Here is a 25,172-nt window from a genome sequence, read left to right as displayed (position 1 = left end):
AGTTCCCCACGGTCATGACAACCTCGTTCTCTCGCTACGCCCGCTCTGCCCTGTTCGCCTGTCTCGCTCTGCCGGCAGGCGCATGGGCGCAATCGGGCAATTCGCTGCTGATCAGCACCGAGGAGCGCTGCGCGCTCAATCGAGTGGACGACGAAAGCCTGCCGCTGGCATTAGAGAGCTGCGAAGACATTGCCGAAGCCGGCAATCTCCACGCGCAATACGAGCTGGGCGAGTTCTACTATCACGGAGAGCGCACCGAGCGCGACATCGAGACCGCCCTGGCCTGGTACGAGCGAGCCTCGTTGCAGGGTCACCCCGGCGCCCAGTACCGACTCGGACTGATGCATTCTCAGGGGGAAGGCGTCGAGCGCAATCTGCCGCAGGCGTACGTCATCCTCAAGATGGCTGCGGTCAATGGCAAGGACGCGGCGATGGATGCCAGCGACACTGTCGCCACGCAAATGAACCAGCAGGAGCTGGCCGCAGCGACCCAGGTGCTGAGTACGCTGTTCCGCAACTATCTTTCACAGATCCGCGAGGAACAGCTCAGCCGCTCGCCGACTGAAGCTGCTCCGACCATGCAACTGCCGGAGCCGGCACCCAGCGAATCGCCTCAGCCCTAGCGGGAGGGACCCGGGCCGCTCGGCATGGGGAAGGCCATCACGTTACCACCCTTGGCCTCGCTGATCTTCGCCTGCCCCGCCCGTTCCACCTCGTCGATTCTCACGACAGCGGGAATCGGGATGAAGCTGCGACTGACGCCCTCGAACTGGGTTTTGAGTTTTTCCTCGCTGGGATCGACGAGCATCTGCGATCGTTCGCCGAATACCAGCTCTTCCACCTCGAGAAAGCCCCACAGCTCGCTCTGGAATATCTGCCGGGCGTAGAGTTCGTAGACCTGTCCCTGGTTATGGAATATCACCCGGAAAATCGGTTGTGTCTCTTTGCTCATGAAATACACCTGACGCGGACAAGCGATTGACACGGACCGGTTGCAGAAGCGCGGCCGGCCGGAAAGGGCGCGGATCATACCACAGGCCGGGACGTAACATAGGCCGAGGCATACGTGTATAATCGCCGCTTTTCCTCATACCCCTCCGCGAAAGTCCATGGCCAAGAAACTTTTTATCCAGACCCACGGTTGCCAGATGAACGAGTATGACAGCTCGCGCATGGCCGACCTGCTCGGCGAACATCAGGCAATGGAACTGACCGACAGTCCGGACGACGCCGACGTCATCCTGCTCAATACCTGCTCGATTCGCGAGAAGGCGCAAGAGAAGGTATTTTCCGAGCTGGGACGCTGGCGTCCGCTCAAGGAACGCAACCCTGACCTGGTGATCGGCGTCGGTGGCTGCGTGGCGAGCCAGGAAGGTACGGCGATCCGCGACCGCGCGCCCTACGTCGACGTGGTATTCGGCCCGCAGACACTGCACCGCCTGCCCGAGATGATCAATGCCGCTCGCAGCACGCGCAAGCCGCAGGTGGACGTGTCGTTCCCGGAGATCGAGAAATTCGACCGCCTGCCCGAGCCTCGCGTGGATGGCCCGACTGCGTTCGTATCGATCATGGAAGGTTGCAGCAAGTACTGCAGCTTCTGTGTGGTCCCCTATACCCGTGGAGAGGAAGTCAGCCGGCCGTTCGATGACGTGATCGCAGAAGTCATCCATCTTGCAGAGAACGGCGTGCGCGAGGTGACCCTGCTCGGCCAGAATGTGAACGGCTACCGCGGGCAGACGCATGACGGCGAGATCGCCGACCTGGCTGACGTGATCCGGGTGGTCGCGGCCATCGATGGCATCGATCGCATTCGCTATACCACATCGCACCCGCTGGAATTTTCCGACAGCCTGATCCAGGCGCACGCCGAAGTGCCGGAGCTGGTCAAGTATCTGCACCTGCCTGTGCAGTCCGGCTCCGACCGGGTGCTGGCCGGCATGAAGCGAAACCATACCGCGCTGGAGTACAAGTCCCGGGTGCGCAAGCTCAAGGCGGCGGTACCGGACATCCTGCTCAGCTCGGATTTCATCGTCGGGTTCCCCGGCGAAACCGACCGCGACTTCGAGCAGACCATGAAGCTGGTCGAAGATATCGGCTTCGACTTTTCCTACTCGTTCATCTACAGCGCCCGACCCGGCACGCCGGCCTCGGATCTGGTGGACGATACCCCGACGGAAGTGAAGAAGCAGCGCCTGAAAATCCTTCAGGACCGCATCAATCAGCAGGGATTCGCCAACAGTCGGCGCATGGTCGGCACTCGCCAGCGCATCTTGGTGACCGACTACTCGAAGAAAGATCCGGGCATGCTTCAGGGCCGGACCGAACACAACCGCATCGTCAACTTCCGCAGTGCCAGCCCGCAGCTGATCGGTCAGTTCGTCGATGTGCATATCGATGAGGCACTACCGCACTCGCTCCGGGGAACTCTGCTCGACGGCCAGACTCTCCACTGAATAGGCCGCGCATCACCCTGCTGCGCCGAGCATGCTCTTTGCAGTAGGGTAGTTGCGCGTTATTCTGTACCACCGTGAGCCATAGGCGACCAGCTGACCACATTGAATACCACCTCAGATATCCATCGCTTCAGCATCGAACCTGTCGATTCACGCCGCTTCGCCAACCTTTGCGGCCAGTTCGACGAACATCTACGCTTGATTGAACAACGTCTCGGAATCGAGGTGCGTAACCGTGCCAACCAGTTCGAGCTGATCGGCGATCCGGAAATAACCCGTTCGGCCGAAGCTGTTTTGCGTCAGCTGTACCGGGAGACCCGCGACAACACTGACCTGACGCCAGACACGGTCCACCTGTTCCTGCAGGAATCCGGCCTGGAAAATCTAAGCGAAGCACTGCACGACGGTCATGCGCCGACGGTATTGCGTACCAAGCGCATGGCCATCCAGCCGCGCGGCCCCAACCAGCAGAGCTACGTGCGCTCGATTCAGGAGCACGATATCAACTTCGGTATCGGCCCGGCCGGTACCGGCAAAACCTACCTGGCGGTTGCCTGTGCTGTCGATGCGCTGGAACGTGAGCAGATTCGCCGTATCCTGCTGGTGCGCCCGGCGGTCGAGGCGGGCGAAAAGCTCGGCTTCCTGCCAGGGGACCTGTCACAGAAGATCGATCCCTATCTGCGCCCGCTCTATGACGCGCTCTACGAAATGCTTGGTTTCGAGCAGGTAGCCAAACTGATCGAGCGGCAGGTGATCGAGGTCGCTCCGCTGGCGTACATGCGCGGCCGCACGCTCAACAACAGCTTCATCATCCTCGACGAGAGCCAGAACACCACACTCGAACAGATGAAGATGTTCCTGACCCGGATCGGCTTCGGCTCCACAGCGGTCATCACTGGCGATATTACCCAGGTCGACCTGCCGCGAGGCACACGCTCGGGTCTCACTCACGTCATGGAAGTACTCAAGGACGTGAAAGGCATCGGCTTCACTCACTTCCGCTCCAAGGACGTGGTTCGCCATCCGCTGGTACAGCGCATTGTCGAAGCCTATGACCTGTTCGATGACCAGCAGGAACAGCGCAAGGCCAACGAACGACGTGAACGAGAGGCCCGTCAGCAGGAGCAGCGCGATGCCGATTGAGGTCGACATCCAGCGCGCTTCCGAAGCTGCCGAGCAGCCAGACGACGAGAGTTTCATACGCTGGGCCGGGCTGGCTCTGCGTGACAAGCCCGGCCATGAACTGACCATCCGTCTGGTAGATGAACAAGAGAGCCGGAGTCTCAACAGCGAATACCGCGACCGGGACTACCCTACCAATGTGCTCTCGTTCCCGGCCGATCTGCCTCCCGAATTGAATATCCCCTTGCTGGGAGATCTGGTCGTATGCGTGCAGGTGGTTCAGCGCGAGGCCGTCGAACAGCGGAAATCTGTCGAATCGCATTGGGCTCATATGGTCATCCACGGATGCTTGCATCTGCTCGGATATGACCATATAGACGATGCAGAAGCCGAGGAGATGGAGACTCTCGAGCGCCAGCTGATGGCTGGGCTCGGATTCCCCGATCCTTATGTTGCCAACGATGAGTAAGGACCGATGAGCGAAGATCGATCGACCAATGGACACAAGTCCTGGCTGGACAGACTGGTCCAGGCTTTTGTCCACGAACCCCAGAGTCGCCAGGAATTGCTGGAACTGCTGCGCGAGGCGCACGCCAACGATGTTCTGGATATCGAGGCGCTATCGATCATCGAAGGCGCCCTGCAGGTCTCGGACATGCAGGTGCGTGACATCATGATCCCCCGGTCCCAGATGACCACCATCAAGGCCACCCAGTCGCCCCGCGACTTCCTGCCCGGCGTGATCGAGGCAGCACACTCGCGTTATCCGGTGATCGGCGAAAGCGTCGATGATGTGCTCGGCATTCTGCTGGCCAAGGATCTGCTGCCCCTGCTGCTGGAAGACAACACCGACCGCTTCAACATCAAGGACCTGCTGCGCCCCGCGACGTGCGTACCGGAGTCCAAGCGCCTGAACGTGCTGCTCAAGGAGTTTCGCTCTACGCGCAATCACATGGCGATCGTCATCGATGAATACGGCGGTGTGTCGGGGCTGGTAACGATCGAAGATGTTCTGGAGCAGATCGTCGGTGACATCGAAGACGAGCATGACGTCGACGAAGACAGCTACATCAAGCCGCTACCCAGCGGGGACTACTTGGTCAAGGGTCTTACGCCCATCGAGGATTTCAACGAGAGCTTCGAGACCGAGTTTCCTGACGAAGAGTTCGACACTGTCGGCGGACTGGTGATGAATGCGTTCGGCCATCTGCCCAAGCGAAACGAGGTGGTCGAACTGGACGGCTTCCGCGTGCGTGTGCTCAATGCCGATAGCCGTCGCGTCCACCTGCTGCGAGTAACCGTAGTCAATCCCTGAGGCCCTTCCGGCATTGCTGACCCACTTCCTTCATCGCCTGCAGGCACCGGGCTGGCCCGGCCATCTGTTGGCCATGCTCGCTGGCGCGCTGTCCACTCTGGCATTGACGCCGTTCGACATATGGCCGCTGGGCCTGGTATCCGTGGCCCTGTTGTACTGGCTACTTGCTCCCCTGCCCGGCTCTCAGGCCGCGCTGCGCGGCTGGGCCTGGGGCCTCGGACTGTTTGCCAGCGGCGTGTCCTGGGTCTATGTGAGCATCCACGTGCATGGGTACGCGCCTGCATGGTTGGCAGCACTGCTCACTGCGCTGTTCGTCGCGTCGCTGGCTCTATTACCAGCGGCGATGGCCTGGCTCTGGGCCCGCTGGTTGCGGCCGCTGCACTCCGGCTGGCTTTCCGTGTTCGGTTTCGCTGCACTCCTGGTTGGCCAGGAGATATTTCGCGGCTGGTTTCTCACCGGCTTCCCTTGGCTCTATCAGGGCTATGCCCACACCGACACTTGGCTGGTCGGCTGGGCGCCTCTGGGCGGGGTATGGCTGACCGGTTATCTGAGCGTACTCACCGGTTGCCTGCTCATCGAGCCTCGCGTATGGCGAGGGGTCCGCTCAGCCGGTATCGCGGCCGCGCTGCTGGCCTCTCTCTGGCTTGGCGGTCTGGGCCTGGCTCAGGTGGAATGGACCCGGCCGGTTGGCGAGCCACTGTCCGTCGCATTGGTCCAGGCCGACATCGCCCAGGCGCGCAAATGGGATCCGGCGCACATCGACCACACCCTGGCGCTGTATCGTGATCTGAGCTACGCCCAGGCGCCGGTTGACATACTGGTCTGGCCGGAAACCGCGATTCCTCTCTTGGAGAGCAACGCGCGGGGCTTCGTTCAAGGCGTCGCGGCAAACCTGGCCGAGCGCGGTACCACGCTGATCACCGGCATACCGGTCGACACCTACGAGGCCGACGGTTCGATGCGCATCTATAACGGCATCATGGTCGCCAAGCCGGAGCCGGACATCTACCTCAAGCACAAGCTGGTGCCCTTCGGCGAGTACGTGCCGCTGGAAGACTGGTTGCGCGGCTTGATTGCCTTCTTCGACCTGCCCATGTCGAGCTTTTCGCGCGGGCCTGCCGACCAACCGCCGCTACACGCTGCCGGCTACCGTCTGGCTCCGCTGATCTGCTACGAAACCGTTTACCCGGCGTTCACCGCGAAGTTGGCCGCACAGAGCGAACTGTTGATTTCCATCAGCAATGACAGCTGGTTCGGGCACTCCATCGGACCGCTGCAACACCTGCAGATGGCTCGCATGCGTTCGATAGAGAGCGGTCGCTGGATGATGCGCGGAACCAACAATGGCGTCACTGCGTTGATCGATGATCGCGGAGCCATCCGCGCACGGATTCCGCAGTTCCGGCAGGCCACTCTCAGCGGCTGGGTGCAGCCGCGAGAGTCGCTTACGCCCTATTTGCGAGCGGGGAGCTGGCCGCTTGGTGTAGTTGTGATAATGACTCTAGTGATATGTGTCGGGCAGCGCCGGCGGGCGCGGTAAGGCTCGATCAACGTCCAGTGTATTCAGGATTCGACGAAGCAGATTGGCGTCTTCCGGGGAAAGTCCGCTCAGTTCCAGCTCGGTAAGACCGCTGGCTTGCCCAGTCAACCACTGACGGGTGCGCGCCACGTCCAGCGCCTGGTCGAGCCGTCGCAACAAACGCCCGTAGGAAGAATCCCGGTTCCAGCACATCAAGGGCTCCGGTTCCGGTGTTTTCATCTTGAGTCTCCTCTTCTGTAAACGACGCGGCGCCCCGGCCGCTACTGTCATTGAGCATAGACGCGCGGCACCGCGCTACCGCGGCCCGGCGACGAATGGCATACGACTACCTGCGACCGGTCTCGTGGTGTATCCTGCGGCATTACTTTTTCGTGACGCCGACGAGCCCAGCTAAGCCCATACCATGCAAGAACAGTATTTTCCCCGCGAGATAGAAGCCGCCGCTCAGACCGACTGGAACACCAGTGACGCGTTCAAGGTCACCGAGACGCCTGGTCAGGACACCTATTATTGCCTGTCCATGTTCCCTTACCCCAGCGGCAAGCTGCACATGGGGCATGTGCGCAACTACACCATCGGCGACGTAATCGCGCGCTACCAGCGCATGCAAGGCAAGAACGTCTTGCAACCGATGGGCTGGGATGCTTTCGGCATGCCGGCGGAAAACGCGGCGATGAACAACAAGGTCGCCCCGGCCAAGTGGACCTACGACAACATCGACTACATGCGCAACCAGCTGAAAAGCCTGGGACTCGCCATCGACTGGTCACGCGAATTCGCCACCTGCCGGCCGGAGTACTATCGCTGGGAACAATGGCTGTTCACCCGCCTGTTCGAAAAGGGCGTGATCTATCGCAAGAACGGTACCGTGAATTGGGACCCGGTCGACCAGACCGTGCTGGCCAATGAACAGGTCATCGACGGCAAGGGCTGGCGTTCCGGCGCGGAAATCGAAAAGCGCGAAATTCCCATGTATTACTTCCGCATTACCGATTACGCGGAAGAGTTGCTGAGTTCGCTGGACGATCTGCCTGGCTGGCCGGAGCAGGTCAAGACCATGCAGCGCAACTGGATCGGCAAGTCGGTGGGAATGGAAGTGGCCTTTCCCTACGACGCCGAATCCGTCGGTGAAGATGGTCAGCTCAAGGTATTCACCACCCGTCCCGACACATTGATGGGCGCGACCTACGTTGCGGTGGCCGCTGAACACTCACTGGCAACCCAGGCCGCGGCCAACAACCCGCGTTTGCAGGCTTTCATCGATGAATGCAAACGTGGCGGCGTAGCCGAAGCCGACATCGCCACCCAGGACAAGAAAGGCATGCCCACCGGGCTGTTCGTTCGTCATCCGCTGACTGACGAAAAGCTGCCGGTCTGGGTCGCCAACTACGTGCTCATGAGCTACGGCGAGGGTGCGGTGATGGCCGTACCCGCTCACGACGAGCGTGACTTCGCTTTCGCTACCCAGTACGAGCTGCCCATCAAGCCAGTGGTGCGCACCTCGGCCGGCGATAGCGTGCCTGCGCCCTGGCAGGACGCGTACGCAGAGAAGGGCCCGCTGATCAATTCGGAAGAATTCGATGGGTTGGACTTTGCCAGTGCCTTTACCGCGATCGGCGACGTACTCAAACAGAAAGGTCTGGGCGACGCCCGCACGCAGTTCCGATTGCGTGACTGGGGCATCAGCCGTCAGCGCTACTGGGGTTGCCCGATCCCGATCATTCATTGCGAGAAGTGTGGTGACGTTCCGGTGCCGGAAGACCAACTCCCCGTGGTGTTGCCCGAAGACGTCGTTCCGGACGGCGCAGGCTCGCCCTTGGCGCGCATGCCCGAGTTCTACGAATGCACTTGCCCGCGTTGCGGCACCGCCGCACGACGCGAGACCGACACCATGGATACCTTCGTCGAGAGCTCCTGGTACTTCGCGCGTTACGCCTCGCCGCATTACCAGCAGGGCATGGTCGACCCAGCCGCCGCGAATCACTGGCTGCCTGTCGATCAGTATATCGGCGGCATCGAGCACGCCATTTTGCACCTGCTCTATGCGCGCTTCTTCCACAAGCTGATGCGCGACGAGGGGCTGGTGGCTTGCGACGAGCCATTCAAGAACCTGCTTACTCAGGGCATGGTGATCGCCGAGACCTATTACCGGCTCGCCGATAATGGCGGCAAGATCTGGTTCAACCCCGCCGATGTACAGGTCGAGCGCGACGCCAAAGGCAAGATCGTTGCCGCGCGTCTGGCCAGTGACGGCCAGCCGGTGGAAATCGGCGGCGTCGAGAAGATGTCGAAGTCGAAGAACAACGGTGTCGATCCGCAATCAATGATCGATCAGTACGGCGCCGATACCTGCCGTCTGTTCATGATGTTCGCCTCGCCCCCGGATATGAGCCTGGAGTGGTCCGATTCCGGCGTTGAGGGCGCGAGCCGCTTCCTGCGCCGGGTATGGCGTCTCGCGCATCAACATGTGAAGGGCGGGGTCGCCCCGGCGTTGAATGCCGCTACGCTTTCCGACCAGCAGAAGGACGCGCGCCGCGCAATTCATCTGGCGATTCGACAGGCTTCGCAGGATATTGGCCAGAATCATAAGTTCAATACCGCCATCGCTGCGGTCATGACACTGATGAACGTGCTGGAAAAACTGCCGCAAGGCAGCGGCCAGGATCGCGCGCTGCTACAGGAAGGGCTGGAAACGGTGACCCTGTTGCTTGCTCCGATCACTCCGCATATCAGCCATGGCCTGTGGCAGCAGCTCGGACACACCGACCCGGTCATCGACGCGCGCTGGCCGCAGCTCGACGAGGCGGCGCTGGTTCAGGACACCCTGCAACTGGTGATCCAGGTCAATGGCAAGCTGCGCGGGCACATGGATGTCGATGCCGACGCCAGCCGCGAGACGGTCGAAGCGATGGCGCGGGAAAACGAGAACGTGCAGCGCTTTACCGAAGGCCTGAGCATCCGCAAGGTGATCGTCGTGCCCGGCAAGCTGGTCAATATTGTCGCCAATTAACATGCATCGGAGAGCCGTGATGGCCGCTAAACGTCCTCGTTTTCTGTTGGGTTGCATGCTCGGCCTGAGCCTGCTCATGGGTGGCTGCGGCTTCCAGCTTCGCGGCACTGGCGTGGACAGTATCAATCTTGACCAGCTTCATCTGACCACGACCCGGCCTGACAGCACCATCTACCGGGAGACACGTCAGAACCTGGAAGCCGAGGGCGTGCGGCTGACTCCCACGGCACCCTACAACCTGCAGCTGATCGACGAGCATACTGATCGCGTGGCCGTCAGCTACACAGGACGCGCCACCGCTGCCGAGATCGAGCTACGCAGCTCGGTGACCTACATCATCACCGACTCGCAAGGCCGTCCGTTGATTGGTCCGGAGACCCTGCGCACCGAACGCGTTTACGTGAATGACCGCAATAACGTCATAGGTACGAACGAAGAAGAGGAACTGTTGCAGCGGGAAATGCAGCGCGACCTGACCCGCCAGCTACTGTTCCGCCTGTCGTCGCTGACCGAGTCGGAGTTGTCGGCACGGGAGCAGGCCCTTGACCGGCAGCTGCCCTGACCGGTCATGAAACTCAACGCAGGCCAGCTTGTACGCCAGCTTCCCGGCGAGCTGGCACCCGTCTATGTCATCAGCGGCGACGAGCCGCTGCTGATCGGCGAGCTGGCCGACCAGATTCGTCAGGCGTGCAGGGCCGCGGGCTGTGAAGAACGCGACGTCTACCACGCCGAGCGCGGCTTCGACTGGTCGCAACTCTACGACGCCAGCCATAGCCTCTCGCTCTTCGCACAGAAACGCCTGATCGAGCTGCGCATCCCCGGCGGCAAGCCTGGCGATGATGGCGCCAAGGCGCTTCTGGCCTGGCTGAACGATCTTCCGCAGGACATCACCCTTCTCGTCACCCTCCCCAAGCTCGACGGCAGCACCCAGCGCAGCAAATGGGCGAAAGCCTTGATCGAGCACCCGCAGACCCGTTTCGTGCAGGTCTGGCCTGTTGAGGCTGCGCAATTGCCCGGCTGGATGCGTGACCGTCTGGCCGCTGCGGGCATCCAGGCGCAACCCGATGCGCTGGAGCTGCTCAGTGCCCGTGTCGAAGGCAATCTACTCGCCGCCGCGCAGGAGATCGAGAAGCTCAAGCTGTTCTGTCAGGGACAGGTGCTGGATCTGGAGACGGTGACCCAGGTAGTCGCCGACAGCGCCCGTTACGACGTGTTCGGTCTGGCCGACGCGATGCTTCAGGGGCACTCCCAACACGCTCTACGCATACTCGTCGGGCTTCGTGGCGAAGGTGTCGAGGCACCGGTTATTCTCTGGTCCCTCACCAGGGAACTCCGCAGCCTGGCCGGTATGGCGGAGGATGTCGCGCGAGGGATACCGCTGGAGCGCGTATTCGCCAGCCAGCGGCCACCGGTCTGGGACAAGCGCAAGCCGCTACTGGCACAGGCGCTCAAGCGCCATCCGCAGCACGTCTGGTCGCAGTGGTTGATGCTCGCCCAGCAAGCTGATGAACAAATCAAGGGCCAGCATCCGGGATCTCCCTGGGACGCTTTGACCCGCATCGTTGCGGAAGCATCCGGAACGCGACTGACGCTGTAACCTGAACCCCATCACATTCCCTGCTGAACCATCCCGCTACGGGACTGACTAAGTCACTGAAGTTTTTTCGCGAGCCACTTCCGGCTGTCGTCGCACAGGACAACAAGGGAAGCGCTGCATCGGTGTCTGGCCGTCTTCAGCGCCCCCGGGAAAAGAAAATGGACATCAATCGCAAAATCCCCGCCGATATCGACAAGCAGCATTACGATATGGTAGTTATCGGGTCCGGGTTCGGATCCTCGTTCTTCCTCTCCGAAGCACTCAAGCACACCAAGGGCCGCGTACTCATCGTCGAATGGGGCGATTATCATCCCTGGGCGTGGCAGATACAGAATCAGCTCAATACGGCGATCCCCACCGCTGAAACCTATGCCAACCGTGGCGACAAGCCGTGGAACACCACGATCGCGCTAGGCGGCGGCATGAACTGCTGGTTCTCGCAGACACCCCGCATGCATCCGAGCGATTTTGCCACGCAGTCGCGCTACGGCATCGGTCATGACTGGCCGATCAGCTATGACGATCTGGAGCCCTACTACTGCCAGGCCGAACAGATCATGTCGATCGCCGGCGATGCGGACATGCACCAAGTGCTTCCTCGCAGCCAGCCCTTTCCGCAGCCGCCGCACAAGGGATCCTCGATCGACGAGATCATGAAGCAGGCCATGCCGGATCGGCATTTCATCATGCCGACGGGGCGCGCACGGGTTGCCACCGGCAATCGCAGCGCGTGCTGCGCCAATGCGACGTGCAATCTGTGCCCGGTGAACGCCAAGTTCACCGCCGAGAATGGCTTCAGCGAGCTATACAGTCACCCTCAGGTCGACGTCTGCCTGAAAACCGAAGTGCGCACGCTGGAAAGCCAGGGCGGTGCCATTCGTAGCGCAACTCTTCGCTCGGACGGAACCGAATTCGTGGTTCATGCAGATCTTTTCGTACTGGGCGCCAACGCCATTCAGAGCCCGGCGATTCTGTTGCGCTCGGGAATCGAGCACGGCGATACCGGTCGCGGCTTGCACGAACAGGTTGGCCTCGACGTGGAGGTGTATCTCAACGGGCTGGGCAACTTCGACGGCAGCACCATTACCACCGGGCTCAATTATTCCTTCTACGACGGCGACTTCCGCCGCGAGCGTTCAGCGTGCCTAGTCTATTTCGAAAATCGCTGGCCGCACGGCTTACGTCTGGAGCCGGGCCGCTGGAACGAAACCTTGCCGCTAATGCTGGTCACCGAAGATCTGCCCAATCCGGACAGTCGCATTACTGTCGACCCCGAAAGCGGCCAGGCGATAATCAACTATGCAGGCGAATCGGAATACGCCGAGCGCGGGATTCAGTGGGCGTTCGACCATCTGGGCGAATTGCTGGCCCCGCTGCCGGTCGAATCCATCGAGGCGCGGCGCAAGCGACTGACCGAGTCGCACGTGCAAGGCACCCTGCGCATGGGTGAAAATGGCGACGGATCCGTGGTCGATGCCAATATGATTCATCACACGATGCGCAACCTGGTGGTGGTAGGGACATCCACGTACCCGAGCTGCTCGCCAGCCAACCCCAGTCTCACTGCTGCAGCGCTGTCACTGCGCGCGGCGAATCTGCTTTTCAGCTGAGGAGGTGGTATGAACCGTCGCCAGTTTCTTGCACTGTCCGCAGCCGGCGTGACCGTAGCAGCGCTGGGCTCGGCCGCGCTCGTCTACGAAGACAAGGACGATTTCGTCATGCGCCTGGTCCGCGAGTACGTTGGTGATTTCCGTATGGAGCCCGAGCAGCAGCGGCGTTTCGTGGACGACGTCACCGCCCGCTACGGCGATCTGAACAGTGCTGCTCTGATCGGTTTTTATCGTATACGCGACTATACCGGTGCCGGGATCGAGTACACGGATCAGCGGGTGGACTGGTTCGAGAGACGGATCGTCACCGAATTCATCACGTCGACAGACTACGTGCGCAAGCAGGCCGAGGCGAACCCCGCCCTGACCTACTTCGGTATCGACACGCCCTGCACCAACCCCTACGCGCGCTTCAGCTGACGCGCCGGTAGCCGCCGGGTACTCCGTCGCGCGAGAGTACCCACTGCCAGAGCTGAATGTCGCGTGCGCGAAATGCGCCCGCGCAGGACAGTAGGTAGTAGCGCCACATCCGATAGAAGCGCTCACCCAATCGGTCGGCAAAGCGTGGCCAGGCAGCCTCGAAATTCGCATGCCAGGCCATAAGCGTGCGATCGTAGTCTGCGCCGAAGTTGTGTATGTCCTCGACGACGAACAGGTTATCCACCGCGTCGCCGATCTGCCCGAGCGAAGGCAGGTCGCCATTGGGGAAGATGTACTTGTCGATCCAGGGGTCCGGTACGCTCTGACGCAGGTTCTTGCCGATGGTATGCAACAGGAACAGACCATCGTCGCTAAGACAACGATGTGCGACGTCCATGAACACTCGATGATTCTTCCGGCCGACATGTTCGAACATACCGATACTGACGATTCGATCGAATGTACCTTCCACCTCACGGTAATCCTGAAAGCGAAACTCCAGCGGTAGCTCCGGATAACGTTCACGGGCCCAGTCGGCCTGTTCTCTGGAAATCGTGATGCCGGTGCAGTGCACACCGTAATGCTCGGCTGCATAGGCCATGAAACTGCCCCAGCCACATCCAATGTCCAATACCCGCATGCCCGGCTCCAGGCGCAACTTCCGACAAATCAGATCGAGCTTGGCCTCTTGAGCCTGCTCAAGCGTGCTCGCCTCGGCCCAGTAGCCGCAGGTATAGGTCATGCGCGAATCGAGCATAGCGGCGTAAAAATCATTGCCCAGATCGTAGTGTTGTTCGCCCACCTGCCGCGCGCGCGTCAACGTTTGCAAATTCAGCACACGCGCTCGCAATCCATGAATCACCATGCGCAAAGGATGGACTTCTCGGTGCAAACGAGCGCTTAGCAAGCGGTGAAAAAACTGATCCAGAGCCGGCGAATCCCACTCGCCCTCCATATAGGCTTCGCCAAGCCCCAGGTTTCCCCGCGACAACACCTTTTCGGGCACGCCAGGGTCGTGGAAACGGATGTCCCATGGACGGTCCCCACCGATGCGGATATCGGCCCGCGCCAGCATGTCCTCTACCAGCCTGGAGACACTGGCATCCTGTTGTATAAAGCTTTTGACGCTTGGCGAACGCGTGGTTTGTTCTGACATGAGCGCTTCTCCGCAGACGAGGGTCCTTTTCCGAGACGGCTGCCGCATAACAATGTCGGCCTCGCCGGGATTGACAGCGCCTCGCAGACTCCTTCGCAAGCTTGGCGGAGCGTACTGCGACTGCAGACGCGCTAGCGTAGCCGACCAGGCGGTGCGGACCCTTAACCAGGCCGGTCGGTCATACGCCATCTGCTTCGATGATCGAAACCTTGTTTCTTTTTAGCGCACTTTTTCGACCGTTGCGGTCGAACCAGCGAAATCCTCCATTGAATTTCTCTATTCGCGAGATCAGGTTTTGACACGACTACGCCTGCCCGGCTTCATCCGGGAGAACCCATCGCTCGGCCTGTTCGCCCTGCTGTGCACCGCTGGATCGGGATTCGGCCAGACGTTTCTGGTGGGCATCTTCGGCGATGCGCTGCGGAGCAGCTTCGGTCTCAGCCACTCCCTGTATGGCTTGCTGTACAGCACGGCTACGCTGTGCTCAGCGGCATTGCTTCTGCGTCTGGGCGGTTTGGTTGATCGCTGGGCCCTGCCCCGCGTTACGCTGATGGCCGGGGTGATGCTTGCCGCCGGGTGCCTGATGCTCGGTGGGGCCCTGCACGCGCTGATGGTCTGGCTAGGATTCTTTCTGGTGCGTTTCGGCGGGCAGGCAATGCTGTCTCATATCGGCATGAGTACCGCGGGTCGCTATTTTGCTTTACAGCGAGGCAAAGCAGTGGCCTTTGCCGCTTCCGGCTATCCGCTCTCCGAGGCCGTACTGCCGATGCTCATAAGCGTGTTGATCGCCCTGACCAGTTGGCGCTGGGCATGGGTGGCGAGCGGGCTTATCGTGCTGCTTGCCCTGTTGCCGGTATTGATGCACTTGAGCGCGGGAGCCGAGCACCCCGAGACAGGACGAGCCACCGATACCCGGGCCATGCGAGGCAAGACCCGTGCGGAGGTCCTGGCAGACCCCGTCTTTTACCTGCTTCTGCCAGCGACCATCGCGGTTCCGTTCATCGTCACGGCGTTGTTGTTCCACCAGGCGGCGCTGGCGGGTCTGAAGGGATGGTCGCCAGATGCGTTCGCAGCGGTTTTCGTCGCCTATGGCGCCGGTCACCTTGCAAGCCTATTGATCGCCGGGCCGGCTATCGATCGCATCGGCGCCCAGCGCATGTTGCCATTGGCGTTGCTACCGATGCTCGGCGGTCTGATAACCCTGGCGCCAGGTAACGCCGAGTGGGTTCCGGTGATTTTTCTCGGTCTGACGGGGCTGAGCCAGGGCGCTATAAACGCTACGCTGGGTGCGCTCTGGCCGGAGCGTTACGGCATTCGCCACATCGGCGCGATACGCTCGGTGATGCAGGCAATCATGGTGTTGTCTACCGCCCTCGCCCCGATCGTGCTGGGGTTCATGCTCGATGCTGCCGTGGCGGTGAATGTGATCATCGGAACATTGGCCCTTGCCACTGCGCTGGCGGCTTTGCTGGCGCAGTGGGGCATCTGGCGCTCGCCCTGATGCCGATGCTCAGCGGAGCAGCAACAGAGGGCGTCGGGCATGGGCCAGGATATTGGTGGTCGTACTTCCGACGAAAAATCGCCGGACGCGCGAATGCCCATACGCTCCCATGACGATCATGTCGATGTCCTGCTCTTCCTCGTAAGCGAGCAGCACTTTTTCGACATCGCCCGCACGGATCGTAGCCTGAACCTCGAATCCTTTCTGCTCCAGTTGATGCTGCGCGGCACGCACCGACTCCCAGGCATCGTTGGTATCGGCACCAACCATGACCAGATGAATCGGCAACCCGCGGAACAGCGGACTGGCAGCAATCATCTCCACACCCTTGCGGGTGCTGGGGCCGTTGTCGAAGGCGAGCATGACGCTGCGGGGCGGGCGAAATTCCCCTGCCGTGACCAGAATCGGGCGATGCATGGTGCGGATGACGTTCTTCAGATGCGTACCGATATGATCGCCCAGGGAATCACCGATTTCGCCCTGCCGGCCAATCACCAGCAGTCGGATATCCGCTTCCAGCTCAGCCAGGGTATCGACCAGCGCGCCATGTCGCTGGCGACTCGCCGGCTCGGTGGCTCCCGCCTGACGCACCCGCTCCATGGCAGCCTCCAATAGCAGACTGCCTTGCTCGCGCATCAGTTTGGCGCGTTTCTCGTCAAGGTCGGCGAGTTCGTTGAGCAAATGCTCCCGGCTACCGAGCCCGATGTTGCCCGACAGGTTGCGCTGAGCGGGGGACGGCTCGTGATTGAGCACATGTAGCAGGGTCAGCGGCGCCTGAAGCTGGCGGCTGGCCCACGCCGAGTAGTCGCAGACCGCAGGCGAGGAATTGGAACCGTCGATACAGGCCAGAACGCAGTGCGTTGTCATTGTTGTTCTCCTCAGTGCCCCATCAGCTTGTCTACGCCATCAGGTTTGTCATGCACGCCGAAACGGTCAACGATGGTTGCGCTGGCCTCGTTCAAGCCGACGACTTCGACCTCGGTCCCCTCACGACGAAACTTGATGACGACTTTGTCGAGCGCTGCAACGGCGGTGATGTCCCAGAAATGGGCTCGATTCAGATCGATAGTCACCCTATCAAGCGCCTCTTTGAAATCAAAGGAGCTGACGAACTTGTCAGAGGAGCTGAAGAACACCTGTCCAACCACCTGATAGGTACGGGCGCGTCCACTGGCATCAGCTTCGCTGCCGATATACAGGAAGTGACCGATCTTGTTCGCGAAGAACATGGCTGCCAGCAGCACACCGACGAATACGCCGTAGGCTAGGTTATGTGTCGCGACCACAACGGCTACGGTGGAGACCATGACGATGTTGGTCGATAGCGGGTGCTTCTTGAGATTGCGCAGCGAGTCCCAACTGAAAGTGCCGATGGAGACCATGATCATGACCGCGACCAGTGCGGCCATCGGGATCATCGCAAGGTAATCGCCCAGGAACACCACCATCAACAGAAGAAACACGCCTGCCGCCAAGGTAGACAGCCGCGAACGGCCACCCGATTTGATATTGATGATCGACTGCCCGATCATCGCGCAGCCTGCCATGCCGCCCAAAAGCCCGGCACCGATGTTGGCGATACCCTGGCCTTTGCACTCGCGGTTCTTGTCGCTGGGTGTATCGGTCAGATCATCGACGATGGTGGCCGTCATCATCGATTCGAGCAGGCCGACCACGGCCAAGGCTGCAGAGTACGGCAGGATGATCAGCAGCGTTTCCAGATTCAAGGGCACGTCAGGCCATAGGAATATCGGCAAGGTATCGGGCAGATCGCCCATGTCGCCGACGGTGCGGATATCCAGTCCCAGGTAGACAGCGACGGCGGTCAACGCCAGGATACATACCAGTGGCGAGGGGATAGTCCTGCCCACCACCGGGATGTAAGGAAACAGATAGATGATGCTCAGCCCTGCCGCCGTCATGGCGTATACATGCCAGGTGACATCGGTCAGCTCCGGCAATTGGGCCATGAAGATCAGGATCGCCAAGGCGTTGACGAAGCCCGTCACCACCGAACGCGATACGAACCGCATCAGCGAGCCGAGCCTGAGATACCCCGCGACGATCTGCAGCACACCGCAAAGCAATGTCGCAGCGAGCAGGTATTCCAGCCCGTGCTCTCTGACCAGCGTCACCATCAACAAGGCCATGGCGCCTGTGGCGGCTGAAATCATTCCTGGCCTGCCGCCAGTGAAGGCGATGACCACGGCGATACTGAAAGAGGCGTACAGACCCACCCGAGGGTCGACGCCAGCGATGATGGAGAATGCGATGGCTTCTGGAATCAGGGCCAAGGCGACGACGAGCCCGGAAAGCAGGTCTCCTCGAATGTTGAAGAACCATTCCTGGCGCAGTGTTTGCGAGTTCATACGAGATCCATGGCTGTCGATTCCATCGCCAAGCGACTCAAACGCGACCGATAAAGGGCGGCTTGGCATAGCTGACTCAACGAATCGTATCGGTAATGCATTTCGGATAGACAAGGCGCGCTCACCGTAGAGGTGGCGCAATCGCGGCGAAGGTCCGCGGAAGGATATCGACTACGGTGGCGTAAACCGGAAACTGCTTTGCATGGTCTGTCTACGGCTGTATGTCATATTCGGGGCGCGAACTTTAGCACAGCCGATAGTCCATCGCTATTGCAAGGGCCATTCGAGCCCGCTTTCAGGCATTTATGCGGCCGAAAAACGTCGGGTGACGCGGACTAATCCCCATCGCAGAAGCGCGCCAATAGCGAACAGCACCACTAGCGGATCGACAATGTAATCCCAGAAATTCGTCGAAGACTTTAGCCGCAGCGCGTACGCCAGACTTGCTATGGCCAGCACGGCGGCCAATTGACGGTTGCCCCACCAGACCATCAACAGCGCAAGCGCTCCGACCACGACGATAAGCATCAACGGATCATAACCCCAGCGATACGGATCGGTCATGCCCACGCCAAGCGCTGCCGGATACAGAATGAGCCCTGCCGCGATGAAAAATACGTAGCATTGAAGCCGATCTGCAGACGATGGAGTCGATAGCCACCCCAGACGGTGTAACGCAGCGGCAGCCAGCAGCGCCACACTGGTGATGGCCAGATCATCAGTAAGTGCGCGCAGGTAGCCGGCCAGAGGCATTCCTCCAGAAACTGGCACCGCTCCGATCGCAAGGGCCGCGCCGAGCACGGCGAGCTGACTACGCCGGGAGAGCGCGCGCGTAGGCAGAAGCACAAACAACAGCAGCGCGAAGGATGCGTAGGCGATCCAGCTAGTGATGATCATTGCTGAGTCTCCAGCCAATCGGCATTGAAGGATACGTGCTTGATGAACGTGTTGTTCCAGGCGTACACCAGATGAAACGCACCGTTCCCGGAGGAGATCATGTACGGATACTCGTATTCGAACACGCATCGATCGTCTCGACAGAGCCGATGGTCTAGCCCGTCAATAAACTGTTTGAGCAATGGGCGCCGCCGCGCTCCACTGGAGGCGAGAAATTTTTCGGTGAGCAGCGGCTCGTACACTGCACGGGGAAACGGATCACCTTCCAGATCGGGAGAGCCGTCCAGCTCCGCCACGAGTGACCAGGTGCTCAGACTGGGGGTGGATTCATCCAGGCTGAGCCTGAAGCGGCCGTCGATCAGATTGTTCTGTACCACTAGCAAGGTATTGCGATGCGAGCGTACCGCGGCGAGGGAGCTATTGGGGTTGAACGGCGTCACCGCGCGCTCTTCGCTCCAGGTCCTGCCGCCGTCCTCGGTCACCGCAGCGAGAGCGTGGCCGCGCTGCCCGGCATAGCGCAACAGCGCGATGGCGCGCGTCTCGGAGAGCGGGACGACAGTGGGCTGCAGGGAGTTGGTGCCATCAGCAATGCGAAACTTGTCCTGCACTGTCCCTTCCGCACTCAGATACAGGTACTCAGGAAATTTGCCAAGAAATTCATGGTAGACCGGCAGTCCCATTGATCCGTCGAGGTGGAACACCGGCGCAGAGCGAACCAGGGTACTGATATTGGTAAAGGGCGAAGTGACCAGCTGTCGCGGCTCGGACCAGGTCTTGCCGAAATCCTCCGACACCATGCTGTTGATTGCACTTCCAGCCCAGCCGCCAAGCGACACCGAAACATAGAAAAGCCAAAGACGCTGATCGGGGGCAAGCGCGATGACCGGGTTACCCAGCTTGCGTATTGGCTTGCCCACGGCACGCCTGGTCATTTCCCGGGTGACAAGCACTTTTTCTTCGCCCCAGCCTCCGGCCGGATCGAACCGTGAACTGCGAATCTGTACGTCAGCCGCGCCCTCCCTGGAGCCTGCAAACCAGACTGCCATCAAGGCTCCGTCGGGTAGCGCGGTGATGGACGGCGCGTGGACAAACTCGTCCAGATCCGAAGAGGCGAAACTCTGCGTATAAATCGGCTTGAGCTCATGGCCATCGAGCTTCTTGCCTATTTTCTCAAGCGTGTTGGCGGGTGATTTGGGTACGGCGAAACCCGATACGCGATAGTCAGGAGTGGTCAGAGCGGCACATACGAATGCAAGTGCCACGACGACGAACCATGGCGCCTTGCCTGTCAGACTTTTCATTAAGTGTCCTGTTTTTGTTCTTACGTCCGTGCGAACAGCCAATAAGAGCCTCGACGAGCGAGCGCCAGAGCCAAGCTCACCTGCACCTGCAGCTTGGTCGGCAGGCTGCAAAGTGCTCAATCATGCCTCAAAACCGTTGGGTATCAACAGTTTCTCTTCATCTCTCAGGCAAGCTCGCGATGCGGACCACGATTCACTCACGCGTGGAGGCACACACCGCCGCGGAGCGGATGCAGAGGATACCAAGTGACACGCCCGATCCCATCACCGAACGTCAGTCCAATCGTTAGAAAATATCTCGACCAACAGTTAATCCCACGCGGCTTTACCGGGGCACATACACGCATGCTACAGTGAGCGCACACCCCTTCCGCTGGAAAAGTTGAATGTTGAAAAAGGCGTATCTCAGTTGTTCTGTCAGCCAGGCCCTTGCCGCTTCCGCCCTGGGTCTGACCTTGCTGAGCGCCTGCGGTAGCAGCGCCGTGCAGACTGCCGCGGAGCCGGCGGCTTCCACTCCGGTGCTGGCTATGGTCGAAGATGTCATCCGCCCGGAAAGCTTCGCTGCCTGGCGTGATGAATTTCGGCAGCAAGTCCTTGAACAAGGCGTACCAGCCGATTTGTTCGAGCGGATCTTCGCGGATATGCAGGTCGATCCAGCGGTGATCAAGGCCGACCGCAGCCAGCCGGAGTTTACGCGACCGGTATGGGAATATCTTGACGGCGCGCTATCCTCCCAGCGACTCGGCACGGGCCAGCGTCTGCTCCTGAAGCATGCCGATGCGCTTGCCGCGATCGAACAGCGCTACGGCGTCGATCGCCATGTGCTGGTGGCGATCTGGGGACTGGAAAGCAATTTCGGTAACAACATCGGTGACCGTAACGTCATGCGTTCACTGGCGACCCTTGCCTACGAGGGTCGTCGTCCGGACTTTGCGCGTAACGAACTGTTCGCCGCACTCGACATCATCCGCAACGGCGATATCGAGCCCGACAACATGGTGGGTTCCTGGGCTGGCGCAATGGGCCAGACGCAATTCATCCCAAGCACGTACAACCGTTACGCGGTCGATTTCGATGGCGATGGCCGTCGGGACGTCTGGCAATCAAGTGCCGACGCGCTGGGCTCCGCGGCCCATTACCTGAGTGCTTCGAACTGGCAGCCCGGTCAGCCCTGGGGCATGGAGATATCAGTACCGCGTCAATTCAATTACAGCCTGGCCGACATGGCCGTGCGCAAGACCGTGGCGGAATGGGCCGAACTGGGCGTCACCGAGGTCGGCGGCACGCCGCTCGACCCCAGCCTGGCGGAGCGCCATGCCAGCGTTCTGCTGCCAGCTGGCTATCGTGGTCCGGCGTTCCTGGTGCTGAACAACTTCCGCAGCATCCTGCGCTACAACAACTCCACCAGCTATGCCTTGGCGATCGGCCTACTGTCCGAGCGCTTTCAGGGAAAGGGCCGGGTACAGGCGAGCTGGCCGACCGAGGACAAGCCGCTGTCACGCAGCGAGCGCCACGAGTTGCAGGAGCGGCTGCAGGCTGCGGGCTTCGAACCTGGCGGGGTGGACGGCATCCTTGGAGCCAATACTCGGCAGGCGATCCGACGTTTCCAGCAGATGCGGGGCTGGCCGGCGGACGGCTACGCAACCCAGGGCCTGCTGGACGCCCTGCGTGCTCATGACCAATCGACGGTACCGGGTCTCTGACCCGGCACCGATTCGATCAGCCGATCTTGCTACCGTGCGCCTGTTGGTCGGCGTGGTAGGACGAACGCACCAGCGGACCTGACGCAACATTCCTGAACCCCATCTTTTCGCCTTCTTCCGCGAACCAGGCGAAAATATCAGGGTGCACGAAACGCTGGACAGGCAGATGGTTGCGCGACGGCTGGAGGTACTGCCCAAGGGTGAGCATGTCGACATTGTGCTCGCGCAGCCGATGCATGACCTCAATGACTTCTTCGTCGGTTTCACCCAGCCCGAGCATCAATCCCGACTTGGTCGGCACGTGAGGAACACGCTTCTTGAAGTTCTCCAAAAGATCCAGGGACCATTCAAAGTCCGAGCCGGGACGCGCCGCGCGATAAAGCCTCGGTACGGTTTCCAGATTGTGATTGAACACGTCTGGCGGCTCCTGCTCGGTTATCGCCAATGCCACATCCATCCGGCCGCGGTAGTCGGGCACCAGCGTCTCGAGTTGCACGCCCGGGGAAAGCTTGCGGATTTCTCGCAAACAATCGACAAAATGCTGCGCCCCCCCATCGCGCAGGTCATCACGGTCCACAGAGGTGATAACCACGTACTTGAGCTTCAGATCAGCAATGGCGACGGCCAGATTGTGCGGCTCTTCCGCGTCAAGCGGCTTCGGTCGACCGTGCCCGACATCACAGAATGGGCACCGGCGGGTGCAGATGTCGCCCATGATCATGAATGTGGCAGTACCACCCGAGAAGCACTCTCCCAGGTTGGGGCAGGATGCCTCTTCGCAGACACTGTGCAGGCGATGCTTGCGCAGCAGTTGCTTGATTCGATCGACCTCGGGACTGATCGGCATGCGCACGCGGATCCAGTCCGGCTTGCGCGGCAGTTCGTCTGTAGGGATGATCTTGACCGGAATGCGGGCGACTTTCTCTGCCCCGCGTAGTTTGACGCCGGCTTCCACTTTCTTCTTGGCTGCCGGTTGAGCGAGACCCACCGACGTATCCGACTGCTGTTCCATTGAAGGACCCACCTTGTGAGGGGTTTCGAGAGTGGCGTTGTGCGCCGTCAAGGGCGGCCAGTATACCCGAGTTGCACTTTCAGTTCCCGCTCCAGCCGGCAAGCAACTTCGCTCAGCGGCGGCGCATCATCTAGCAGATCAACCATCTGGGCCATCGCCAGACCGGCGTAACCGCAGGGATTGATGCGGCGAAACGGAGCCATGTCCATATCGACGTTCAATGCCAGGCCATGAAATGAGCACCCGCGTCGGATGCGCAGACCGAGCGAGGCGATCTTCGCAGCGCCGACGTAGACACCAGGCGCATCGGGCCTGGGCGATGCTTCGATTCCGTAGCCGGCGAGCAACCCCACCAGACTACGCTCCATTGCGCTTACCAGATCGCGCACGCCCAATTCGAGCCGGCGGATATCGAGCAACAGATAGGCGACCAGCTGCCCGGGGCCGTGATAGGTCACCTGCCCGCCCCGCTCCACCTGCACCACCGGAATGTCACCGGGAGCCAGCAGATGCTCGGCTTTGCCGGCCTGCCCCTGGGTAAAAACCGGTGGGTGCTCGAGGAACCAGATTTCGTCGGGCGTGGAGTCGTCCCGCTCGGCGGTGAAGCGACGCATGGCTTCCAGCGTCGGTTCATACGCCACCAGACCCAGTCCGCGAACGATCAGCTCTGTGCCCATCAGAGAACCATGTGTACCCGGCCAGTCGCCTTGAGATCAACATGCAGCGCCTGCAGCTGCTCGGGGCCGGTTGCTGTCAGCTCGACCCGCACCGAAAGGAACCGACCATTCTTGCTATCGCGCACGTCGACCAGACGGGTATTCTCATCCGGCGCGTGACGCTCGACTATGTTCACGACCAGTTCGGTAAATCCCTCCCCCGCTTCCCCGATAATCTTGATCGGATAGCGACAGGGAAATTCGATACGCGGCGGCTCGGCTGAGGCGTTCACTCGCTGCTCCCGTCAGTTGAACAGGTTGTAGAAGAATAGGCGGACGGTGTCCCACAGGCGACCGAAGATACCGGCCTCTTCAACAGCTCTCAGCGCGACGAGCGGAGCGGTGTGCACCACTTCCTCGCCCAGCTTGACCTCGACCTGACCCAATACGTCGCCAGCGGCGATAGGAGCCTTGATTGCGTTGTTCATGGTCACGCCGGCTTCAAGCTTGTCCATCTGCCCACGTGGCATGGTCATCACCAGACCCTCGTTCAGGCCCAGCTCGACCTGATCCTGGGCACCGGCCCATACGCGGGCAGTCGAGACCACCTGACCAGGCTGATAGAAAGCGCGAGTCTCGAAGAAGCGGAAACCCCAGGTCAGCAGCTTCTGGGTTTCCGCAGCGCGCGCTGCTTCGCTGGACGTTCCCATTACTACCGAAATCAGGCGCATGCCTTCGCGCTCGGCTGACGCTACCAGACAGTAACCTGCTTCTTCCGTATGTCCGGTTTTGAGGCCGTCGACGGTGCTGTCGCGCCACAGCATCAGGTTGCGGTTAGGTTGCTTGATGCCGTGCCAGAGAAACTCCTTTTCCTTGTAGATCTCGTAATGCTCGGGATCATCACGAATGATCGCCTTGGCGAGGGTCGCCAAGTCACGAGCGCTGGCAACATGGCCCTCCGCAGGCCAGCCAGTGGAATTCTCGAAATGAGTGTTGCTCATTCCCAGACGTCGGGCATGGCTGTTCATGAGATCGGCGAAAGCTTCTTCGCTGCCAGCGATGTGTTCGGCCATGGCGACGCTGGCGTCATTGCCCGACTGAATGATGATGCCGCGCAGCAAGTCGATCACCCGAACCTGAGTGCCGACTTCGATGAACATCTTCGAGCCGCCCATGCGCCACGCCTTCTCGCTGATCAGCACCATGTCTTCTTCGGCAATCTGCCCGCGCTGAATTTCCAGGCTGGCGATGTAGCTGGTCATCATCTTGGTCAGGCTGGCCGGAGGCAGCGGCTGGTCCGGATTGTGCTCGACCAGCACCTTGCCACTGTTGGCGTCGATCAGCAGATAGCTGCTTGCGGCGAGTTGCGGCGCTGTTGGTACGATGGGTGCCGCAGTGGCCGAGTCGAGCACCGGCATCGGGGCATTCAGCGTTGGGGTCTGCGCCGTTGCGGCAAAGCTCATGATGACGGAGCCGGAAACCAGCAGTGCTTGGAGGAATTTCTTCAACA

Annotated in this window: 24 protein-coding genes; 13 read left to right on the top strand and 11 right to left on the bottom strand. The window is 60.6% G+C overall.

Going from position 1 to position 25,172, the window contains the following annotated elements:
• Positions 1 to 14 precede the first annotated feature (14 nt).
• Complete coding sequence (locus BLT85_RS02260) at positions 15 to 623, top strand: tetratricopeptide repeat protein (protein ID WP_093391623.1); 609 nt, start codon at positions 15 to 17, stop codon at positions 621 to 623.
• Here the strand turns inward: BLT85_RS02260 and BLT85_RS02255 are convergent.
• Positions 620 to 952 (bottom strand): DUF1820 family protein, encoded by a 333-nt coding sequence (locus BLT85_RS02255; protein WP_093391622.1) that lies wholly within the window; start codon positions 950 to 952, stop codon positions 620 to 622. The genes BLT85_RS02260 and BLT85_RS02255 overlap by 4 nt on opposite strands.
• A gap of 157 nt (positions 953 to 1,109) precedes the next feature.
• Between BLT85_RS02255 and miaB the strand changes: the two genes are divergently transcribed.
• From miaB to lnt, 5 genes are all read left to right on the top strand, one after another.
• Positions 1,110 to 2,453: a tRNA (N6-isopentenyl adenosine(37)-C2)-methylthiotransferase MiaB gene (gene miaB / locus BLT85_RS02250; RefSeq protein ID WP_093391621.1), complete on the top strand. Its 1,344-nt coding sequence runs from the start codon at positions 1,110 to 1,112 to the stop codon at positions 2,451 to 2,453.
• Between the two features lie 102 nt (positions 2,454 to 2,555).
• Positions 2,556 to 3,596 (top strand): PhoH family protein, encoded by a 1,041-nt coding sequence (locus BLT85_RS02245; RefSeq protein ID WP_093391620.1) that lies wholly within the window; start codon positions 2,556 to 2,558, stop codon positions 3,594 to 3,596.
• A complete protein-coding gene (gene ybeY / locus BLT85_RS02240) occupies positions 3,586 to 4,044 on the top strand; it encodes an rRNA maturation RNase YbeY (RefSeq protein ID WP_093391619.1) in 459 nt (152 codons plus the stop codon). The genes BLT85_RS02245 and ybeY overlap by 11 nt, the downstream gene beginning before the upstream one ends.
• Positions 4,045 to 4,050: 6 nt before the next feature.
• Positions 4,051 to 4,890, top strand: coding sequence for an HlyC/CorC family transporter (locus BLT85_RS02235; RefSeq protein WP_093391618.1), 840 nt, complete (start codon positions 4,051 to 4,053; stop codon positions 4,888 to 4,890).
• A gap of 73 nt (positions 4,891 to 4,963) precedes the next feature.
• The gene (gene lnt, locus BLT85_RS02230; protein WP_157718197.1) at positions 4,964 to 6,430 is read left to right on the top strand and encodes an apolipoprotein N-acyltransferase; all 1,467 of its coding nucleotides are present in this window, start codon (positions 4,964 to 4,966) and stop codon (positions 6,428 to 6,430) included.
• Here lnt and BLT85_RS02225 read toward each other — a convergent pair.
• Positions 6,392 to 6,649, bottom strand: coding sequence for a hypothetical protein (locus BLT85_RS02225; RefSeq protein WP_093391617.1), 258 nt, complete (start codon positions 6,647 to 6,649; stop codon positions 6,392 to 6,394). The genes lnt and BLT85_RS02225 overlap by 39 nt on opposite strands.
• A 184-nt stretch (positions 6,650 to 6,833) precedes the next feature.
• Between BLT85_RS02225 and leuS the strand changes: the two genes are divergently transcribed.
• The 5 genes from leuS to BLT85_RS02200 all read left to right on the top strand — a co-directional run bounded on the left by leuS (position 6,834) and on the right by BLT85_RS02200 (position 13,067).
• Positions 6,834 to 9,440 carry a leucine--tRNA ligase gene (leuS, locus tag BLT85_RS02220; RefSeq protein WP_093391616.1) on the top strand — a complete coding sequence of 869 codons (2,607 nt, stop codon included), beginning with the start codon at positions 6,834 to 6,836 and terminating at the stop codon, positions 9,438 to 9,440.
• A 19-nt stretch (positions 9,441 to 9,459) separates the two neighbouring features.
• The gene (locus BLT85_RS02215) at positions 9,460 to 10,002 is read left to right on the top strand and encodes an LPS-assembly lipoprotein LptE (RefSeq protein ID WP_157718097.1); all 543 of its coding nucleotides are present in this window, start codon (positions 9,460 to 9,462) and stop codon (positions 10,000 to 10,002) included.
• 6 nt (positions 10,003 to 10,008) lie between these two features.
• Positions 10,009 to 11,037, top strand: a complete 1,029-nt coding sequence (gene holA / locus BLT85_RS02210) for a DNA polymerase III subunit delta (protein WP_093391614.1) — start codon at positions 10,009 to 10,011, stop codon at positions 11,035 to 11,037.
• Positions 11,038 to 11,195: 158 nt separating this feature from the next.
• Positions 11,196 to 12,647 carry a GMC oxidoreductase gene (locus BLT85_RS02205; RefSeq protein WP_093391613.1) on the top strand — a complete coding sequence of 484 codons (1,452 nt, stop codon included), beginning with the start codon at positions 11,196 to 11,198 and terminating at the stop codon, positions 12,645 to 12,647.
• A 9-nt stretch (positions 12,648 to 12,656) separates the two neighbouring features.
• The gene (locus tag BLT85_RS02200; protein WP_093391612.1) at positions 12,657 to 13,067 is read left to right on the top strand and encodes a twin-arginine translocation signal domain-containing protein; all 411 of its coding nucleotides are present in this window, start codon (positions 12,657 to 12,659) and stop codon (positions 13,065 to 13,067) included.
• On the opposite strand, the gene cfa is transcribed toward BLT85_RS02200, so the two are convergent.
• Complete coding sequence (cfa, locus tag BLT85_RS02195) at positions 13,060 to 14,142, bottom strand: cyclopropane fatty acyl phospholipid synthase (RefSeq protein ID WP_407920167.1); 1,083 nt, start codon at positions 14,140 to 14,142, stop codon at positions 13,060 to 13,062. The two genes, BLT85_RS02200 and cfa, sit on opposite strands and share 8 nt — an antisense overlap.
• A gap of 376 nt (positions 14,143 to 14,518) precedes the next feature.
• Between cfa and BLT85_RS02190 the strand changes: the two genes are divergently transcribed.
• Positions 14,519 to 15,724 (top strand): MFS transporter, encoded by a 1,206-nt coding sequence (locus tag BLT85_RS02190; RefSeq protein WP_157718096.1) that lies wholly within the window; start codon positions 14,519 to 14,521, stop codon positions 15,722 to 15,724.
• A 9-nt stretch (positions 15,725 to 15,733) separates the two neighbouring features.
• Here the strand turns inward: BLT85_RS02190 and BLT85_RS02185 are convergent, their stop codons facing one another.
• From BLT85_RS02185 to BLT85_RS02170, 4 genes are all read right to left on the bottom strand, one after another.
• Positions 15,734 to 16,591, bottom strand: a complete 858-nt coding sequence (locus BLT85_RS02185) for a universal stress protein (protein WP_093391609.1) — start codon at positions 16,589 to 16,591, stop codon at positions 15,734 to 15,736.
• An 11-nt stretch (positions 16,592 to 16,602) separates the two neighbouring features.
• Positions 16,603 to 18,093 carry a SulP family inorganic anion transporter gene (locus BLT85_RS02180; protein WP_093391608.1) on the bottom strand — a complete coding sequence of 497 codons (1,491 nt, stop codon included), beginning with the start codon at positions 18,091 to 18,093 and terminating at the stop codon, positions 16,603 to 16,605.
• Positions 18,094 to 18,396: 303 nt separating this feature from the next.
• Positions 18,397 to 18,990, bottom strand: a complete 594-nt coding sequence (locus BLT85_RS02175) for a hypothetical protein (protein ID WP_093391607.1) — start codon at positions 18,988 to 18,990, stop codon at positions 18,397 to 18,399.
• On the bottom strand, positions 18,987 to 20,291 hold the full coding sequence (locus BLT85_RS02170) for a sialidase family protein (RefSeq protein WP_093391606.1): 1,305 nt from the start codon (positions 20,289 to 20,291) through the stop codon (positions 18,987 to 18,989). Before BLT85_RS02170 ends, BLT85_RS02175 begins: the two co-directional genes overlap by 4 nt.
• 386 nt (positions 20,292 to 20,677) lie before the next feature.
• On the opposite strand from BLT85_RS02170, the gene BLT85_RS02165 reads away from it, so the two are divergent.
• On the top strand, positions 20,678 to 21,994 hold the full coding sequence (locus tag BLT85_RS02165; RefSeq protein WP_093391605.1) for a lytic murein transglycosylase: 1,317 nt from the start codon (positions 20,678 to 20,680) through the stop codon (positions 21,992 to 21,994).
• Positions 21,995 to 22,010: 16 nt separating this feature from the next.
• Here BLT85_RS02165 and lipA read toward each other — a convergent pair whose 3' ends face one another.
• Genes lipA through BLT85_RS02145 form a run of 4 tightly spaced genes read right to left on the bottom strand, consistent with a single transcriptional unit; the run spans position 22,011 to position 25,080 of the window.
• Positions 22,011 to 23,006, bottom strand: coding sequence for a lipoyl synthase (lipA, locus tag BLT85_RS02160; RefSeq protein ID WP_093391604.1), 996 nt, complete (start codon positions 23,004 to 23,006; stop codon positions 22,011 to 22,013).
• Positions 23,007 to 23,053: 47 nt separating this feature from the next.
• On the bottom strand, positions 23,054 to 23,683 hold the full coding sequence (lipB, locus tag BLT85_RS02155; protein WP_093391603.1) for a lipoyl(octanoyl) transferase LipB: 630 nt from the start codon (positions 23,681 to 23,683) through the stop codon (positions 23,054 to 23,056).
• Positions 23,683 to 23,955 carry an HP0495 family protein gene (locus BLT85_RS02150; RefSeq protein WP_093391602.1) on the bottom strand — a complete coding sequence of 91 codons (273 nt, stop codon included), beginning with the start codon at positions 23,953 to 23,955 and terminating at the stop codon, positions 23,683 to 23,685. Before BLT85_RS02150 ends, lipB begins: the two co-directional genes overlap by 1 nt.
• A 12-nt stretch (positions 23,956 to 23,967) precedes the next feature.
• A complete protein-coding gene (locus BLT85_RS02145) occupies positions 23,968 to 25,080 on the bottom strand; it encodes a D-alanyl-D-alanine carboxypeptidase family protein (protein WP_407920166.1) in 1,113 nt (370 codons plus the stop codon).
• Between the last annotated feature and the right edge of the window lie 92 nt (positions 25,081 to 25,172).

Source organism: Halopseudomonas xinjiangensis (assembly GCF_900104945.1).
Lineage (GTDB): Bacteria > Pseudomonadota > Gammaproteobacteria > Pseudomonadales > Pseudomonadaceae > Halopseudomonas > Halopseudomonas xinjiangensis.
The sequence above is the reverse complement of the archived record's forward strand: the minus strand, read 5'-3'. Positions and strand labels throughout refer to the sequence as shown.